Source organism: Streptomyces sp. NPDC012508, from assembly GCF_042902595.1.
Classification (GTDB): Bacteria; Actinomycetota; Actinomycetes; order Streptomycetales; family Streptomycetaceae; genus Streptomyces.
In genome coordinates, this window is sequence record NZ_JBIBEO010000008.1 from 96,028 (window position 1) to 111,963 (window position 15,936).

General features: G+C 72.6%; 17 protein-coding genes. 9 read left to right on the forward strand and 8 right to left on the reverse strand.

Annotation, left to right across the window (positions count from 1 at the left end):
- Nucleotides 1-55: 55 nt before the first annotated feature.
- The 4 genes from msrB to ACFY8U_RS26490 form a co-directional block, all read right to left on the reverse strand.
- Nucleotides 56-466 carry a peptide-methionine (R)-S-oxide reductase MsrB gene (gene msrB, locus ACFY8U_RS26475; RefSeq protein ID WP_361441077.1) on the reverse strand — a complete coding sequence of 137 codons (411 nt, stop codon included), beginning with the start codon at nucleotides 464-466 and terminating at the stop codon, nucleotides 56-58.
- A 10-nt stretch (nucleotides 467-476) separates the two neighbouring features.
- Nucleotides 477-1,868, reverse strand: coding sequence for a UDP-N-acetylmuramate--L-alanine ligase (gene murC / locus ACFY8U_RS26480; protein ID WP_389574366.1), 1,392 nt, complete (start codon nucleotides 1,866-1,868; stop codon nucleotides 477-479).
- A 345-nt stretch (nucleotides 1,869-2,213) separates the two neighbouring features.
- On the reverse strand, nucleotides 2,214-2,696 hold the full coding sequence (locus ACFY8U_RS26485) for an indole-3-glycerol phosphate synthase (RefSeq protein WP_361441071.1): 483 nt from the start codon (nucleotides 2,694-2,696) through the stop codon (nucleotides 2,214-2,216).
- Nucleotides 2,697-2,802: 106 nt separating this feature from the next.
- Nucleotides 2,803-3,594 carry a pyrimidine reductase family protein gene (locus ACFY8U_RS26490; protein ID WP_389574369.1) on the reverse strand — a complete coding sequence of 264 codons (792 nt, stop codon included), beginning with the start codon at nucleotides 3,592-3,594 and terminating at the stop codon, nucleotides 2,803-2,805.
- A 36-nt stretch (nucleotides 3,595-3,630) separates the two neighbouring features.
- On the opposite strand from ACFY8U_RS26490, the gene zapE reads away from it, so the two are divergent.
- From zapE to ACFY8U_RS26515, 5 genes are all read left to right on the forward strand, one after another.
- On the forward strand, nucleotides 3,631-4,746 hold the full coding sequence (gene zapE, locus ACFY8U_RS26495) for a cell division protein ZapE (protein ID WP_389574372.1): 1,116 nt from the start codon (nucleotides 3,631-3,633) through the stop codon (nucleotides 4,744-4,746).
- 33 nt (nucleotides 4,747-4,779) lie between these two features.
- On the forward strand, nucleotides 4,780-5,205 hold the full coding sequence (locus ACFY8U_RS26500; RefSeq protein ID WP_389574374.1) for an OsmC family protein: 426 nt from the start codon (nucleotides 4,780-4,782) through the stop codon (nucleotides 5,203-5,205).
- A gap of 126 nt (nucleotides 5,206-5,331) precedes the next feature.
- Complete coding sequence (locus ACFY8U_RS26505) at nucleotides 5,332-6,690, forward strand: alkaline phosphatase PhoX (RefSeq protein WP_389574376.1); 1,359 nt, start codon at nucleotides 5,332-5,334, stop codon at nucleotides 6,688-6,690.
- A 253-nt stretch (nucleotides 6,691-6,943) separates the two neighbouring features.
- Nucleotides 6,944-7,789, forward strand: coding sequence for a PPK2 family polyphosphate kinase (locus tag ACFY8U_RS26510; RefSeq protein WP_389575032.1), 846 nt, complete (start codon nucleotides 6,944-6,946; stop codon nucleotides 7,787-7,789).
- Nucleotides 7,790-7,937: 148 nt separating this feature from the next.
- Nucleotides 7,938-8,846, forward strand: coding sequence for a polysaccharide deacetylase family protein (locus tag ACFY8U_RS26515; protein ID WP_389574379.1), 909 nt, complete (start codon nucleotides 7,938-7,940; stop codon nucleotides 8,844-8,846).
- On the opposite strand, the gene ACFY8U_RS26520 is transcribed toward ACFY8U_RS26515, so the two are convergent.
- The 4 genes from ACFY8U_RS26520 to ACFY8U_RS26535 all read right to left on the reverse strand — a co-directional run bounded on the left by ACFY8U_RS26520 (nucleotide 8,843) and on the right by ACFY8U_RS26535 (nucleotide 11,653).
- Nucleotides 8,843-9,412 (reverse strand): hypothetical protein, encoded by a 570-nt coding sequence (locus tag ACFY8U_RS26520; protein WP_389574382.1) that lies wholly within the window; start codon nucleotides 9,410-9,412, stop codon nucleotides 8,843-8,845. The two genes, ACFY8U_RS26515 and ACFY8U_RS26520, sit on opposite strands and share 4 nt — an antisense overlap.
- An 83-nt stretch (nucleotides 9,413-9,495) precedes the next feature.
- Nucleotides 9,496-10,146, reverse strand: coding sequence for an ABC transporter (locus ACFY8U_RS26525; RefSeq protein ID WP_389574385.1), 651 nt, complete (start codon nucleotides 10,144-10,146; stop codon nucleotides 9,496-9,498).
- Nucleotides 10,143-10,982: an ATP-binding cassette domain-containing protein gene (locus ACFY8U_RS26530; RefSeq protein WP_389575035.1), complete on the reverse strand. Its 840-nt coding sequence runs from the start codon at nucleotides 10,980-10,982 to the stop codon at nucleotides 10,143-10,145. Before ACFY8U_RS26530 ends, ACFY8U_RS26525 begins: the two co-directional genes overlap by 4 nt.
- Nucleotides 10,979-11,653, reverse strand: a complete 675-nt coding sequence (locus ACFY8U_RS26535) for an AIM24 family protein (protein ID WP_361602183.1) — start codon at nucleotides 11,651-11,653, stop codon at nucleotides 10,979-10,981. The genes ACFY8U_RS26530 and ACFY8U_RS26535 overlap by 4 nt, the downstream gene beginning before the upstream one ends.
- A gap of 70 nt (nucleotides 11,654-11,723) precedes the next feature.
- Here ACFY8U_RS26535 and ACFY8U_RS26540 point away from each other — a divergent pair, with 70 nt between their 5' ends.
- The 4 genes from ACFY8U_RS26540 to ACFY8U_RS26555 all read left to right on the forward strand — a co-directional run bounded on the left by ACFY8U_RS26540 (nucleotide 11,724) and on the right by ACFY8U_RS26555 (nucleotide 15,901).
- On the forward strand, nucleotides 11,724-12,419 hold the full coding sequence (locus tag ACFY8U_RS26540; protein WP_389574389.1) for a peptidyl-tRNA hydrolase: 696 nt from the start codon (nucleotides 11,724-11,726) through the stop codon (nucleotides 12,417-12,419).
- A 112-nt stretch (nucleotides 12,420-12,531) separates the two neighbouring features.
- Entirely contained in the window at nucleotides 12,532-13,287 is a 756-nt protein-coding gene (locus tag ACFY8U_RS26545; protein WP_361441034.1) for a DUF4142 domain-containing protein, read from the forward strand.
- A gap of 96 nt (nucleotides 13,288-13,383) precedes the next feature.
- Nucleotides 13,384-14,838, forward strand: a complete 1,455-nt coding sequence (locus ACFY8U_RS26550) for a DUF692 domain-containing protein (RefSeq protein ID WP_389574392.1) — start codon at nucleotides 13,384-13,386, stop codon at nucleotides 14,836-14,838.
- Nucleotides 14,839-14,845: 7 nt separating this feature from the next.
- Nucleotides 14,846-15,901: a TIGR04222 domain-containing membrane protein gene (locus tag ACFY8U_RS26555; RefSeq protein WP_389574395.1), complete on the forward strand. Its 1,056-nt coding sequence runs from the start codon at nucleotides 14,846-14,848 to the stop codon at nucleotides 15,899-15,901.
- The last annotated feature ends 35 nt before the right edge of the window (nucleotides 15,902-15,936 follow it).

Genomic DNA, 15,936 nt, shown 5'->3' on the forward strand with positions numbered 1-15,936 from the left:
GACGGCGCCCGCTCCGCCGTGGCAGGGCGCCCGCCCCGTCGTGGCCGGGGGCCGCTCAGCCCTCGTCGGGCGTCAGCGTGAGCGAAATGCTGTTGATGCAGTACCGCTGGTCCGTCGGGGTCGGGTAGCCCTCGCCCTCGAAGACATGACCCAGGTGCGAGCCGCAGCGCGAGCAGCGGACCTCGGTGCGGACCATTCCGTGCGAGCGGTCCTCGATCAGCTCGACCGCCGCGCTGTCCTTCGGGTCGTAGAAGGACGGCCAGCCGCAGTGCGACTCGAACTTCTCCGTCGACGTGAAGAGCTCGGCGCCGCACGCCCGGCAGGAGTAGACACCCTTGGTCTTGGTGTCCGTGTACTCACCGCGGAACGCGGGCTCGGTGCCCGCCTGCCGCAGCACCTGGTACTCCGCCGGGGTCAGCTCCGCGCGCCACTGCTCGTCCGGCTTCTCGACCTCGTACGACGTCATCACATGCTCCTCAGCTCGACAGACGGGCCAGGATCAGCGGACCGAGGTCCGTGACGTCACCCGCGCCCATCGTCAGAACGAGATCGCCGGGCCTGGCCATTCCCGCGACGACGTCCGGCACCGTGGCCTTGTCGTGCACCGGCGTCACGTCCGCGCCTGCCGTGCGCGCCGCCGCGATGATCAGCTCGCTGGTGATGCCGGGGATCGGGTCCTCGCGGGCCGGGTAGATGTCCAGGACCACGGAGGCGTCCGCGAGGGCCAGGGCGTCGCCCATCTCCTTGCCGAGCTCCTGGGTGCGGGAGAAGAGGTGGGGCTGGAAGACCACCAGAAGGCGGGCGGCCCCGGCGGCGCCGCGCATGGCCTCCAGGTCGGCCGTCATCTCGGTGGGGTGGTGGGCGTACGAGTCGATGACCTGGACACCGGCCGCCTCGCCCTTGAGCTGGAGGCGGCGGCCGACACCGGTGTACGCGGTGAGGGCCTGGGCCAGCTCCGCCGGGTCGATGCCCACGCGGGAGCCGGCGGCGAGGGCCGCGGCGGCGTTGTGGGCGTAATGCCGGCCGGGGACGGAGACGGTGAAGGTGTGCTCGACGCCATCGAGGACGACGACGACCTCGCTGGTCATGCCGTTCGGGACGATCGAGCGGATCCACACGTCGGAGGTCTCGGACTCGCCGACGGTGACCACGTGCAGGTCGCGGTTGCCGGAGACCCGCCCGGCCAGTTCGCGGGCGCCGGGGTGCTCGCCGACGACGAGCGTGCCGCCGGGGCGGATCTTGGCGGTGAAGGCCTCGAAGGACTCGTAGATCTCGTCCATCGAGGCGTAGTTCGCGTGGTGGTCCAGCTCGACGTTGAGGACGATCGCGACCTCGGGGTCGTACTTCTGGAAGCTGCGGTCGCTCTCGTCGGCCTCTGCCACGAAGACCTGCCCGTCGCCGTGGCGGGCGTTCGTGCCCGGGCCGGCGAGGTCGCCGCCGATGGCGTACGACGGGTCGAGACCGAGCTCGGTGAGCGCGACGGCCAGCATGGACGTGGTCGTCGTCTTGCCGTGCGTACCGGCCACGGCGATCGCGCGCAGGCCGTCCATGAGGGAGGCGAGCGCGTCGGAGCGGTGGACGACGGGGATGCCCAGCTCGGCGGCGCGGGCCAGCTCGGGGTTGTCGGCGCGGATGGCGCTGGAGACGACGACGGCGGAGGCGTCGTCGGCGAGGTGGGCGGCGGCGTGCCCGATGTGGACCGTGACCCCGAGCGCGCGCAGCGCCTCGGCGGTCGCGGACTCCTTCGCGTCGCTGCCGGCGACCTTCGCTCCGCGCTGGGCGAGGATCTTCGCGATGCCCGACATTCCGGCACCGCCGATGCCGATGAAGTGCGGCCGTTCCATGGCGGCAGGGATGGCGGGTGCCATGAGTGTTCTCCCCGGGGTACGACGTACAGGAGGTCCCCAGCCTAGTGGCTCCCTGTGTCACCCCCGGGCCGACGGCCCCGGGGGCGTCGCCACCCGCCGCCGCCGTGCCGGGCGGAGCACGGCGTCCGCCCGGCACGGCGCCCATCCAGGGGCACGGGCACGCACACCCGCCCGGAAGCACGGCGTCCGCCCGGCACGGCACCCGCCCGGGAGCACAGGTACGGGCACGGCACCCGCCCGGGAGCGCCGCGCCGTCCGGAAGCACGGCGTCCGCCCGGGGCTACGGGACGGCGGCCCGGCCTGGCCCCGGCGCCGCGCCCCCGGCTCCCGGCGCACCGCCCTGCGTCAGGTCGTTTCCGCCTCGCTGTGGGCGAACAGTTTCAGGACCGGGACGCCGACCTTGTGGCGGGCCCGCGACGCCCAGTCGCGGTGGAAGAACTCCTCCACGTAGTGGGGCGCCGTCAGGACGATCACCTCGTCCGCGTCCGACTCGTCGACCACCGACTTCATCTTGTTCAGGGGGTGGTCCTCGACCACCTGTCCGACCGCCTCGCAGCCGGCGTCCCGCAGCGCCTGGAGCGAGTGCTCCAGGGCCTGCTCCGCCGGAACACGGGCCGCCTTGCCCTCCGGCTCCTCGCCCTCACGGGTCGCTTCCTTGAGTTCGCCCATGGCGACGTCGTCGATGGCGCGCAGGAGTACATCGGCCTGGTCACCCCGCGGCTGCATCAGCACGATGAACGACACGTTCTCGTCACCGTGCAGGGTGGTGACGAACTCCACGTCGACGGACGTGAGGGGCTTCTCGATCATCAGAACGCTTGTGAACACCTCAGGAGCCCTTCTGCGGAAACCATCCTTCCCCGTGCCCGCACGGGGTCTACGGGGGTAAGTGTGCCCAGCGGAAGCTAACCGGAACGACAAATTCCGCCGCTTGTCAGATCCGACGGTAGCGGGTGAAAAGGAACCCGGCCTCCTCCAGCAGGGACGCCACGGCGAACCGTTGCGGCACGGCCACCGAAGGCCCCCCGGCGATGCGCTGCGCGGTGCCCGCCGTCATCGTCGGCGAGACCGTCAGACACAGCTCGTCGAGCACTCCGGCCGCCACGAACTGGCCGAGCAGCCGCGGACCGCCCTCGGTCAGCTGCCGCCGCAGGCCCCGCTCCGCGAGCGCCGCCACCGCGCGGGCCGGCTCGACCCCGGGCCCGTCGCCGGCGATCACCACCTCCGCCCCCGCCTTCCCGGCCTCGGCCACCCGGTCGGCGGGCGCCACGGCGCCGGTCAGGACGAGGGTCGGGACCAGGGGCTCGGTGAAGAGCGGAGCGGAGAAGTCCAGGTCGAGGGAGGCGCTGACCACGGCGATCACCGGCGCGGGGCCCTGCCCGGCTGCCTCCCGGCGGGCCGCGAAGGCCTCACGCGCGCGTGCCGGGCGGTATCCCTCCTGGCGTACCGTCTGCGCCCCCACGACGATCACGTCCGCGAGACCCCGCAGCGTGCCGAAGATCCGCATGTCGCTGTCGGAGGAGAGGGGCTGGGAACGGCCCTCGTGCTGTCCGGCGCCGTCGAGGGAGGAGACCATGTTGGCGCGCAGCCAGGTCCCGCCGGGGGCGAGAGCGGGGTACGCGTAGGCGTCGGCGAGCTCGTCGAGGGACCACTCCCTGTCACCGAAGGTGTCCTGACCGGCGTCGTCGCTGGCTGTCATGTCCGTCACAGGGAACAGGCGTCGCATCCTCGCAGTCTGACACGGCGCTTAGAGTGGGTAACTGTGTCGACCCGTACCTCCCACGCGCCCCGCGCCATAGCCGACGCCTCTTCCGGCGAAGCGGCCCCGGTCTCCCTCTGTGCCCGGGAGCCCCATGTCCCCGCCGACCGGCTCGTCGCGGAGATGGTCCCGCCGCCCCGGTTCGACTCGGTGCGCTTCGACACGTACATCCCGGACCCGAACCAGCCGAGCCAGACCGACGCGGTCAAGGCCCTGAGCTCCTTCGCCGAAGGGCTCGGCGGTGCCCACGCCACCGGTGCCGGGAAGCGCCCGGCGCTCAGCCGCTGGTTCGCGAAGAAGCCGGCCGCCCCCACCGGGCCGCGCGGCGTCTATCTCGACGGCGGTTACGGCGTGGGCAAGACCCACCTGCTCGCCTCCCTCTGGCACGCCACGCCGGCCGAGCCCGGGCTCAAGGCCTTCGGCACGTTCGTGGAGCTGACCAACCTGGTGGGCGCGCTGGGCTTCCAGCAGACGGTGCGCACGCTCAGCGGGCACCGGCTGCTCTGCATCGACGAATTCGAGCTGGACGACCCGGGCGACACGGTCCTCGTCTCGTCCCTCCTCAGCCGGCTCGTCGAGGCGGGCGTGGCTCTCGCCGCGACCTCCAACACGCTGCCGGGCAAGCTGGGCGAGGGCCGGTTCGCCGCCGCCGACTTCCTGCGCGAGATCCAGGGCCTCTCCGCCCACTTCCGTCCGCTGCGGATCGACGGCGAGGACTACCGCCACCGCGGGCTGCCCGAGGCCCCCGCCCCGTACTCCGACGAACAGGTGACGAAGGCGGCGTACGCCACGCCGGGCGCTTCGCTCGACGACTTCCCGCACCTGCTCGACCACCTGGCCAAGGTCCACCCCAGCCGGTACGGAGCGCTCACCGACGATCTGACGGCGGTCTGCCTCACGGATGTACGGGCGGTCCCGGACCAGTCGACGGCGCTCCGGCTCGTCGTCCTCGCCGACCGGCTGTACGACCGCGAGGTGCCGGTGCTCGCCTCCGGGCTCCCCTTCGACCGTCTGTTCAGTGAAGAGATGCTGAAGGGCGGGTACCGCAAGAAGTACTTCCGGGCGATCTCCCGGCTCACGGCGCTGGCACGAGACGCGAAGGGCTTGGTCGCGCAGTAGGTTGGGGGCCATACCCGATCGAAGGGACACACCATGGCCACCGTCCGCCACGCCCACACCGTCTGGGAGGGCGACCTCCTCAAGGGCAAGGGCGTCGTCACCCTCGACTCCTCCGGCCTCGGCGAGTACCAGGTCTCCTGGCCCGCCCGCGCGGAGGAGCCGAACGGCAAGACCAGCCCCGAGGAACTGATCGCGGCCGCGCACTCCTCCTGCTTCTCCATGGCGTTCTCCAACGGGCTGGCCAAGGCCGGCAACCCGCCCACCCGCCTGGAGACCAAGGCCGACGTCACCTTCCAGCCCGGCGAGGGCATCACCGGCATCCACCTGACCGTGCGCGGCGAGGTCCCCGGCCTGGACGCGGACGAGTTCAAGGCGCTGGCCGAGGACGCCAAGAAGAACTGCCCCGTCAGCCAGGCGCTCACCGGCACGACGATCACGCTGACCGCCGAACTGGCCTGACCGCTCACGCCACATGAGGCCGTTGTGGCCCGCATGGTTCACGTGTCACCACCACGCGTGGTACACACATGCGGGTCACACGTCACAGCACACACCTGTCCGCCAACAGGAAAAGTGGGTTGCCTCATGTCCGCAACACGACGTCAGATCCTGTCCCGCACCGGCGCGTCCGTCGCCGGCATCGCCTTCACCGGCGCCTTCGCAGAACTCTTCGCCGGTACGTCGGCCGCTCGCGGTCACTCCGGCTACGGGCCGCTGGTCCCCGACCCCGCCGGCCTCCTCGACCTCCCCGAGGGCTTCCGCTACACGGTCCTGTCCCGCGAGGGGGAGGACCTCCGTTCCGGCGAGGGCCTCGTCCCGAGCAACTTCGACGGCATGGCCGCCTTCGTCGGCCGCCGTGGGCGGGTCCATCTCGTCCGGAACCACGAGAACCGGTCCACCGGCCGCATCGGGGTCCCGACCGTCGAGGGCCTGACGTACGACCCCGCCGGCAAGGGCGGCTGTACGGCGCTCACGCTCGACGGCCGCGGCAACGTCCTCGACGAGCACGTCGCGATCGCGGGCACGGCGGTCAACTGCGCCGGTGGGCCCACCCCTTGGGGTACGTGGCTGACCTGCGAGGAGACCGAGGACAAGGCCGGGATGAACGGCTACACCAAGGACCACGGTTTCATCTTCGAGGTCGACGGAGCCGACCCGCACCGCACCGGAGCCGTACCCCTCACGGCCATGGGCCGCTTCCAGCACGAGGCGATCGCCGTCGACCCGCACAGCGGGATCGTGTACGAGACGGAGGACGCGTTCGAGCGGCCGTTCGGGCTCTTCTACCGCTTCCTGCCCGAGGTGCCGATGGGCGGCCGCGGTTCGCTGCGGGCCGGCGGGGAGCTGCAGGCGATGCGGGTGCCAGGCGTGCCCGACCTCTCCGTGATCCAGGAGACCGGCGCGAGCTTCGACCGCGTCGAGTGGGTGCCCGTACCGGACCCGATGGCCGTCGAGACCCCCATCAGGCACCAGGACTTCGGGCCGCGGGGCATCACCCATGCGCAGAAACTGGAGGGCTGCTACTGGGGTGGCCGGTCGGTCTACTTCGTCTCGTCGTTCGCGCGCACCGGCGACGGCTCCGCCGGGACCCACTTCGGGCAGGTGTGGAGGTACGAGCCGTACCGGCGCCGTCTGACGCTCGTCGTCGTCTTCGGCCCGAGCACCGACATCCAGCTGCCCGGCGAGTCGCCGGACAACATCTGCCTCGCCCCGAGCGGCGGGCTGATGGTCTGCGAGGACGGCAACGGCGCCCAGCACGTGTACGGAGTGAGCCGTCGGGGCGAGGTGTACGCGGTGGCACGCGGGGCGCAGAACATCGGCACCCCGGAGTCGCCGGAGTGGGGCGAGTTCGCGGGCGTCACCTTCTCCCCGGACGGCCGGACCATGTACGTCAACTGCTACACGCCCGGCACGACGTTCGCGGTGACGGGACCGTGGTGCTGACGTAGCCCGTGGGCCACCGGTCGCGCGCCCGCGTGTTCCGTCGCAGGATCGGGGGAAGGCGCGGGTGGACGCGAAGGGTGGCGACGTGGCGAAGAAGGACCGGAAGCAGGAGAAGAAGCGGGAGACCGGGCCGGCGAAGAACGCGGACAAGAAGGACGGAGCGAAGAAGGACAGGTCCAGGAAGGACGGAGCGAAGAGGGACGGAGCGACGAAGGACAGGTCCAGGAAGGGCGCGTCCGACCAGCTCCGCCCGATGAAGCAGCCGGTCCTGCGTGACCTGCTGCGCGTGCCCGCCGGGAAGCCGGTCGACCTCTCGACGTACTCCGCGTCGGAGATCACCGCAGGGCCCGCGAGCAAGGTGGCGGGGACCGAGGCGACGGCCCTGCTCGCTCCCCGCCTCGCCGAGTTCCAGGAGCGCCTGTACGCGGCGAGCACGGCCGGCGACCGCCGCCGGCTGCTGCTCGTCCTCCAGGGCATGGACACCAGCGGCAAGGGCGGCACGGTCAAGCATGTGATCGGCCATTTCAACCCCTCCGGCTGCCGGGTCCGCGCCTTCAAGGCGCCGACGGCGGAGGAGCGCAACCACCCCTTCCTCTGGCGGATCTCGCGGGCCCTTCCGGTGCCGGGCGAGATCGGCATCTTCGACCGGTCGCACTACGAGGACGTCCTCATCGCGCGCGTCCGCGACCTGGTCCCCCGCCGCGACCTCGGCCGCCGCTACGGCCAGATCAACCGGTGGGAGGAGTCCCTCGCCGACGACGGCGTGACGATCGTCAAGGTCTTCCTCCACATCTCGTACGAGGAGCAGCGCGCGCGGCTGCTGGAGCGCCTGGACAATCCGGAGAAGCACTGGAAGTTCAACGCGGGCGACATCGAGGAGCGCGCGCTGTGGCCCGCGTACCAGGAGGCGTACGAACTCGCCCTGGAACGCTGCTCGACCGGGGTGGCGCCCTGGTACGTGGTCCCGGCCGACCGCAAGTGGTACCGCAACTGGGCCATCAGCAAGCTGCTCCTGGAACACCTGGAGGCCCTGGACCCTCGGTACCCCCCGGGCGACTTCGACGTGGCGGAGAGCCGGAGGCTGCTCCTGGCGAGCTGAGCGCTCCTGCCTGGCGATGGAGCACCTGAGGCCGCGCGCACGCTTTGCCCGGGCCCAGCGCGCCCTCATCGCCGCATTCGCCACTCGTGTGCTGCTGCCGCTGTCGAGCCGCAAGCACTGAACCGGCGCGATCGGATAACTTCCGTTCGTGACCATTTCTGTACGAAAGCTGTCGGCACTTGCTCTGCTGGGTGCCGTACTCGTCGGCTGCGGTGGGGGCGCGGCCGACACGGCGGCCGCGCCTGACCGTCCGTCCGCCGCACCGTCGAGCCCCGCGTCAGGGGCGAGCCCGAGCGCGAGCGCGAGCGCCGGAGCGGCTCCCGGGCAGCCGGCCGTCGTGCGCAAGGCTCCGCCGACGATGGCGCCGGGACCGGGAGGGCTCACGCCCGTCTTCGAGCGGGGCCGCAAGGGTACGGACAAGGTTGTCGCGCTCACCTTCGACGCCGACATGACGGCCGACCAGGGGCCGCGTGCGGCGAGCGGCGAGCGCTTCGACAACCCGCAGCTGATCGAGACCCTGCGGCGGCTCAAGGTCGACTCGACCGTCTTCATGACCGGCCGGTGGGCCGAGGAGTACCCCGACCAGGCCAGGTCCATCGGCACCGACCCCCGCTTCGAGATCGCCAACCACTCGTACAGCCACTACGCCTTCGCCTCGCCCTGCTACGGCCTCCCGAGAGTCGCCGAGCAGGACATGGCCGCCGACGTGAAGCGGGCCTTCGAGGCGTTCCGGAAAGCCGGGGCGCGCAATGTCGTCCCGTACTTCCGCTTCCCTGGCGGCTGCTACGACGAGCGGGCGCTGCACGCGCTCGGACCCGCCGAGGTCACGGCGGTGCAGTGGGACGTGGTCAGCGGCGACGCCTTCGCGAAGGACGGCGACGCGGTGGCCCAGCAGGTGCTCGACGGCGTGAAGCCGGGCTCGCTGGTGGTCATGCACTGCACCCGCAGCGCCGCCCCCGTCACGGAACAGGCGATCCGACGGATCGTCCCCGCACTGCGGGCCAAGGGCTACCGCTTCGTGAAGGTCTCCGAGCTGATGGCGGAGCGGGCCTCCTAGGCGCTGACGCGGTGGAGGTCCGCGATGACGTCCGCCGCCCGCCGGTTCGCCGTGAGACCCCACGACGGGGACAGCTCCGTCAGCCGGGCGACCGCCGTCCCCAGCCACTCCGGGTCGCCCAGCCGGTGCGCCGACTTCGCCTCGACCGTGTGCCGGAACAGGTGCTGCAGCCAGAAGACGTCGGCCGCCGTGTAGCGATGTTCATGGTGGCTGTAGCGCGCCGACCAGTCCTCGTACGGGTGGCGCAGCAACGCGGTGACGGCGCAGCCGTCAGGGCCGACGACCGTGCCGTGGCCGGCGCCGAAGACACCCATGGGCCGACTGGCCGTCCACCCCCGCCCGGTGGCGCGCAGATGCAGCTGCATGAACCTGGACCACGGTATGACGGCCTCCGGTTCGGCTGCCGCGTTCCGGTGGTGCTCCATGCCGTCGCCGGTGAGCACGAGGCATTCGCCGCCCTCCCGCTTCGGGTCCCCAAGGACCCATCGATCCCCGACCAGCCCGAGCGGCCCCAGTCGTCCCACGGTGAACCCCCGTACGTGGATGCTGATATGACGTCGCATCATCACACTACTCCCCGGGACGGAGCACGCCGGAGACCCGACCGGCGATCCTGATCGTCAGCCGCCGACGATCGGCTCCCGAGGCCTCACTCCCGCCAGGCCGTGGCCCTCGTGCTCACGGCCGCCGCCGCGGCGGCGAGTGCCAGGGCGCCCGCGAGGGCGAGCCAGGGCATCGGGGTGGTCGCGGTGCGGGAGCCGGTGATCAGGCCCGTGACCGCGAACTGCGCCGGTGAGCCTGTCGTCACGAGCGCGAGGAGCGAGCCGAGGACCAGCGCGGTGAGGGACCAGCCGCGGGAGCGGACGAGCGGCCGGGTGGTGAGGGCGCCCACGGCGGCTCCGGTCAGGGCGCAGGCCGCGGTGGCGAGCAGACCGGCGGTCGCGGCCTCGACCGGGTCGACGCGGCGGAGGTCGCTCATCGCCGTCACACCGAGGACGGCGACGACTCCGAGCAGGGCCGCGCACGCCACGGCGGCCAGGACGGCCGCGAGGTGGGCCCGTTCGCGTCCGGCGGAGGCGGCCACCACGTGCCGCGCGGCGGACGGTTCCTGGCCGAGACAGATCCGTACGATCCAGGCCGTCACGGGGAGCAGCGCGGCGGCCGTGTAGCCGAGGGCGCCGAGCACGGGCTCGCCGGCCCGGACGCCGACGCCGAGGAACACCGCGTACAGGAGCACCGGCGCGAGCCACCGCTGGGAGCGCAGCAGCAGATCGGTCTGGTAGCGCAGAAGTGCCGTCATACCCGCCCTGCCCGGATGGCTTCGGTGCTCAGCTCGTGGATGTGCCAGGAGGCGGCGAGCAGGGCTCGGAGCAGCGCGTCGGAGTGTGCCGCGTCGACCCCGTACACCGTCGTGCCGTCCGGTCCTTGCTCGTACGAGGGCGAGCCGGGGAGCCCGTCGGGGAGCGGGCTGCCGCCCGAGGCCACGATCCGCGCACGGGTCCGGACATCCTGGTCGCGTCCCGGAGTCCCGGTCCGCACCCGCCCCGCCTCGACCGTGAACGCGGCGTCGGCCTCCCCCGCGAGCCGGCGCGGGTCGTGGTCGACGAAGACGACCGTCCCGCCCGCCGCGACCCGTTCGCGGACGGCGCGGTCCAACTGCTCCCGCGCGCCCGTGTCGAGGCCCGTCCACGCCTCGTCGAGGACCAGGAGGCCGGGCCCGGCGAGCAGGGCCTGGGCGACGGCGACCTTCTGGCTGCTGCCCTTGGAGAGCTCGGCGAGCTGGGTGTCCGCGAACCGCCCCGCGCCGAACCGCTCCAGCCACTCCCCCGCCCTCGTCGCCGCCTCCGCCCGGCCGAGCCCCTGGACGCGCCCGAGGTGCGTCAGATAGCCGCTCGCGGTGAAGGGCAGGGCGGCCGGGAAGCGTTCCGGGACGTACGCCGTGCGCCGTGGCCGGCCGGTGATCCGGCCCTCCGTCGGTGCGTCGATGCCGGCGACGAGCCGGAGCAGCGTCGACTTTCCGCTGCCGTTGGTGCCCGTGATCCTGACGAGGCTGCCTGCGGGCAGGCCGAGGCCGACCTCGCGCAGCACCCAGGGGCCGCGCAGGCCGTACCGGCGCCCCACCCGTTCCAGGTTCAGTTCGAGGTCTTCTGCGGGGTGAGCTCGCTGGGCCGGACGATGACGAATCCCTCGCCCTCCAGCTTCAACTGGACCGCCTCGCCCGAACCGCCGCGGATCATCGAGCCGACGGACTGCGAGCGGTGCAGCGAGGTCTGGAGCTGGTTGCTCCAGCCGACGACGGCGTCGGTGTCGACGAACACCGGGGAGTGCGCCGTGACGGGGATGACGATCGGGTTGCCCTCACAGATCAGGGCGATCTTGCCGTAGCCGGTGAAGAGGCTGTTGAAGAGGCCGCCGCCGGTCATGCCGGCGCCCTTCACCGTCTTGATCTCGTAGCTGAGGGTGGAGTCGAAGCAGAGGACGTTGCGGCCGTTGACGGTGAAGGCGTCGTTCTGCTCGATGTCGACGATGAAGCAGTTCTGCGCCTCGTGCGCGAACCAGGCCTCGCCCTGGCCGCGGACGGCCATCAGCGCCAGCCCCTCGCCGGTGACGGCACGCTTGAGCATGCCGCCGATGCCCTGGCCCTTGCGCTCGAACTGGAGGTTGCCACGGAAGGCGATCATCGAGCCCTGCCGCGCCTGCATCTCGCCGTTGACGGCGTACTTGACGCACTTGGCGTTCTGCAGGGTCATGCCCGGGAACGTCGCGGTCTCGGCGAGGTTCTCGCCGGCAAAAAGGTCGCTCTTCATGGGGTCATCCTGTCCCGGAACCGTCCATTCCTCCAAGAAGCAGCTGTTCGAGCGGTGGCAGACTTGCCAGGTGAGCAGCAACGAGACCGACATCCGCGATGAGAAGCCCCAGTTCGTCCTCCCCCTGGTGGTACGGATCGAGCGGGCCGAGCCCCCGGCCCGTACCGACGCCCTGGAGACGGCCGCCCGTGCCGTCCTGGAGATCCTCGCCGACGAGCGCTCGACCGGGGACGGCGAGTGGGCACAGATCATGACCGACTGGCAGGACGCCCGGATCCGCAAGGTCGTGCGCCGGGCGCGCGGCGCCGAGTGGCGGCGCGCGGAGGCGCTCCCGGGGATCACGGTGACGGGTGAGGCCGCGGAGGTACGGGTGTTCCCGCCGGTCCCGTTGGACGGCTGGCCCAAGGAGCTGGCCAAGCTCCAGGTCTCGGGCACCGACCTGGAGGACCCGGCCGCACCCGGCGCCCCGCGCCCGGGTGCGGCGCTCCTCTGGCTCAACCCCGACCTCGACATGTCCGCGGGCAAGACCATGGCCCAGGCGGGGCACGGGGCTCAGCTGCTGTGGTGGGAGATGCCGGAGGCCGACCGCAAGGCGTGGCGCGAGGCCGGCTTCCCGCTGGCCGTGCGCACGGCCGATCCGGCGCGCTGGGCGGGGCTGACGACGAGCGGCCTGCCGGTGGTGCGGGACGCCGGGTTCACGGAGATCGCGCCCGGTTCGTGCACGGTCGTGTCCGGGTTTCCCTCGCTCGGTTCGCTCGGCGACTGAACACGCCCGTCCTGTAGTACGTATCTCCCGATACCGCCAAGCGGGTTGAACGGAAGCGTCGTTGCCGGTTCAGTTCCGGTGACCGATATTTCGAACGTACGGGAGAGACACCTTGTCGCTACGCGTCAACGGGACGGCACTCATCATCGCGGCGCTCGTCGCTACGGTCGGCGCGCTCGCCTTCCCCGTCTGGTCCTACGCCGACCGCTCCGGAACAGGCGAGGCGAATCTGAACGCGTCGAGCGTCGCCACACAGTGGGGGCCGCTCTCCGCCACGGACCGTGACTTCCTGGTGAAGGTACGGCTGGCCGGCCTCTGGGAGCTCCCCGCCGGCCAGCAGGCCATCGAACGCGCGCCGAGCAAGGCGATGGTGGAGTGCGGCGACCACCTCGTCGTGGGCCACACGGACCTGGACCGGCGGGCCCGCGACGTGGCGGCGAAGCTGGGCATCGAGCTGCCCAACCAGCCGACCGAGCAGCAGCAGGGGTGGCTGCGCGAGCTGACGGCGGCGAGCGGCCAGGAGTACGAGCGCAAGTTCGCGAACCTGCTGCGCAACGCGCACGGCAAGGTGTTCGCGCTGGTCGCGGAGGTCCGGCACACCACGCGCAACACGTTGATCCGGCAGCTCGCGAGCGACGCGAACCAGACCGTGCTGGACCACATCACCATGCTGGAGGCCACCGGGATGGTCGACCACGACGCGCTCGCGAACGAGGCGGCCGGCCGGAAGACGGCCCCGCCGACGGGCCCGCCGGTCGTGCCGTCGCCCGCGGTGCCCTCGCCGGTGGTCCCGTCGGGGACCGACCAGTCCTTCACCTCACGCCCGGTGCCGGAGGCGGGCATCGTGACGCCGCACTCGGAGCCGTAGCGCCGCCGAAACCTCAAATCAACCTCTGAACGTCCCCCTGACTGGATTCGAACGGCCCCGGCAGGGCCATCACGTGGGGGACTGAAGGAGGGGGACATGACGGAACTCGGCATCGGCATCGGCTGGCGGCCGGAGATCGCGGAGGCGGTGGAGGCGCTCCCGGGCGTCGACTGGGTGGAGGTCGTGGCGGAGAACGTCTGCGCGGGCCACCTGCCCGACTCGCTGACGCGGCTGCGCTCGCGCGGGGTCACGGTCGTCCCGCACGGCGTCTCGCTGGGTCTCGGCGGCGCGGACCGGCCGGACGCGGGGCGGCTCGCCGACCTGGCGGCGACGGCGACGGCGCTGGGGGCGCCGCTGGTGACGGAGCACATCGCGTTCGTCCGGGCCGGGGGCGCGCTGACGGCGACCCCGGTCCTGGAGGCGGGCCATCTGCTGCCCGTGCCGCGTACCTGGGACGCGCTGGACGTGCTCTGCGAGAACGTCCGGATCGCGCAGGACGCGCTGCCGGTGCCGCTGGCCCTGGAGAACATCGCGGCGCTGATCTCCTGGCCGGGCGAGGAGCTGACCGAGGGCCAGTTCCTGGCGGAGCTGGTGGAGCGTACGGGGGTACGGCTCCTGATCGACGTCGCCAACCTGCACACGAACCACGTCAACCGGGGCGAGTCCCCGTCGAAGGCGCTCTCGGAGCTCCCGGTGGAGGCGATCGCCTACGTCCATGTGGCGGGCGGCCTCTCCCGCGACGGCGTCTGGCACGACACCCACGCCCACCCGGTCCCGGAGCCCGTCCTGGACATCCTGTCGGACCTGGCCTCCCGGGTCGCCCCGCCGGGCGTCCTGCTGGAACGGGACGACAACTTCCCCGCGCCGGCGGAGCTGGCGTCGGAACTGAAGGCGATCCGTGGGCGGGTGGCGGGGGCACGGGCGACCACCTCGGCGACCGGCGGGGCGGGCTCCGCGGTCGCTCCGGGGGTGGCCGACGCCGAGCAGCCGCTGCTCATCGGCGCGGGCGCCCGCGTCTCGGGCGGCCCGATGCCGCACCCGCTCGCACCGGCCGAGGCGCTCACGGCGAAACCGGTCCCGGTCCAGGGGACCGCGCGGACCGGGGGCACAGCGTCCGAGCGGACCGCTCCGGAGCGCGCCGACGCCGCTCGGGAGCGGGTCGGGGTCGCGCAGGCCGCGCTGCTGTCCGCGCTCGTCGCCGGGACACCCGTGCCCGAGGGGTTCGACCCGGCGCGGCTCGGGGTGCAGAGCCGCGCCCTCCTGGGGAAGCGGGCCGACGTGATCTCCAAGATCGCGCCCGAGCTCCCCGAGATCCTCGGCGACGGCTACCGGCCCGCGTTCCGGGCGTACGCCAAGTCCCGCCCCATGACCGGCGGCTACCGCCGCGACGCGCTCGCCTTCGTCGAGCACCTGCTCGTCGCCGGGCGCATCGAGGACCCGGACGACCGGCGCCGCCTCACCCGCTGGTGGCAGGAGCGCACCGACACGCGCCCGCCCGGCCCGACCGCCCGACTCTTCCGCGCAGCCCGCGCCGCGCTCGTACGGAGGTGACGCCCTCATGAACCTGATCGCTCTGCTCTTCTGGGCCACCGTGATCACCGGCTCCGCCCTGCTCATCGCCCGCCTCCGCGCCGCCCGCGCGGACCGCGGTGGTTCCGTCCACGACCTCTCCGAGGCCGCCTTCCTGGCCGGCGGCCCGCCCCGGGTCGTGGACACCGCCCTGGCGACCCTGCACGCCGAGGGGCTGATCGGGGTCGGCGGTCCCGGCCTCGTCGTCGTACTCCGCCCCGACCTGCGGGCCCGGGACCATGTCGGCCGTGCCGTCCTGGAGCAGCTCGCGGCCGCCCCCAGCGGCGCCCTGCACGAGCTGCGCCTGGCGGTGATGCGGAGCCCCGCCGTCCAGGAGATCGGCGACGCCCTGGCGGCGCGGGGCCTGATGGTGGCGCCGGACGTCCGGGCCGCCGGGAAGCGCGCGTGCCTCGCGCTCGGCATCACCTCGCTCGCACTCTTCGTCACCTCGATCGCCCTGTCCGTGGGCGTCGAACGCGAGGCGTTCGAGGTGCCGTTCCTCTTCAAGGTGATCCCCGTCGTCTTCGCGGGCATCTTCGTGGCCCTCGGCTGCGCCGCGTACAACGCCACCCGCCCCACCCGCGCCGGCCGGCGCGCCGCGGCCGAGTACCGCCGGGACCACGTCTACGACGCCGACGCCGGGCACCAGGTGGCGCTGCGCGGACTGCGCGGCGTGCCGGAGCCCGAGCTGCGGACCCAGCTGATCGCGGCGGCCCGGATGCCGCTCTCCAGGACCCGCACCCCCGCCCATTCCGGCGCGTCCGGTACGGACATGGTCCTGCTCCCGATGCTCTGGTGCGCGGGCACTCCGGGCAGCCCGGGCGGCTGCGGCGGCGCTTCCGGCAACACGGGAGGCTCCGGCGGCGGGGGCGGGACGGACAGCGGGTACGGGGGCGGCGGCTGTTCCGCGAGCGCCTGCTCCGGCGGTTCCGGCGGCGGGTCGAGCTGTTCGAGCTCCAGTGGCGGGGGCAGCTCCTGCTCCAGCAGCAGTGGTTCGAGCTGTTCCAGCAGCAGCGGGTCGAGCTGCTCCAGCTCCAGCGGCTGACCGGGTCGATTCCCGCGACACCGGCCGGAGAACCT

Excerpts from the sequence above, each read along its gene's own strand:
- ACFY8U_RS26550 (WP_389574392.1), top strand. The coding sequence starts at position 13,384 with ATGACGGAACTCGGCATCGGCATCGGCTGGCGGCCGGAGATCGCGGAG.
- ACFY8U_RS26510 (WP_389575032.1), top strand. The coding sequence starts at position 6,944 with ATGAAGCAGCCGGTCCTGCGTGACCTGCTGCGCGTGCCCGCCGGGAAG.
- ACFY8U_RS26520 (WP_389574382.1), bottom strand. The coding sequence starts at position 9,412 with ATGATGCGACGTCATATCAGCATCCACGTACGGGGGTTCACCGTGGGA.
- ACFY8U_RS26490 (WP_389574369.1), bottom strand. The coding sequence starts at position 3,594 with ATGCGACGCCTGTTCCCTGTGACGGACATGACAGCCAGCGACGACGCC.
- murC (WP_389574366.1), bottom strand. The coding sequence starts at position 1,868 with ATGGCACCCGCCATCCCTGCCGCCATGGAACGGCCGCACTTCATCGGC.
- ACFY8U_RS26535 (WP_361602183.1), bottom strand. The coding sequence starts at position 11,653 with ATGAAGAGCGACCTTTTTGCCGGCGAGAACCTCGCCGAGACCGCGACG.
- ACFY8U_RS26500 (WP_389574374.1), top strand. The coding sequence starts at position 4,780 with ATGGCCACCGTCCGCCACGCCCACACCGTCTGGGAGGGCGACCTCCTC.
- ACFY8U_RS26505 (WP_389574376.1), top strand. The coding sequence starts at position 5,332 with ATGTCCGCAACACGACGTCAGATCCTGTCCCGCACCGGCGCGTCCGTC.
- ACFY8U_RS26525 (WP_389574385.1), bottom strand. The coding sequence starts at position 10,146 with ATGACGGCACTTCTGCGCTACCAGACCGATCTGCTGCTGCGCTCCCAG.
- ACFY8U_RS26555 (WP_389574395.1), top strand. The coding sequence starts at position 14,846 with ATGAACCTGATCGCTCTGCTCTTCTGGGCCACCGTGATCACCGGCTCC.
- msrB (WP_361441077.1), bottom strand. The coding sequence starts at position 466 with ATGACGTCGTACGAGGTCGAGAAGCCGGACGAGCAGTGGCGCGCGGAG.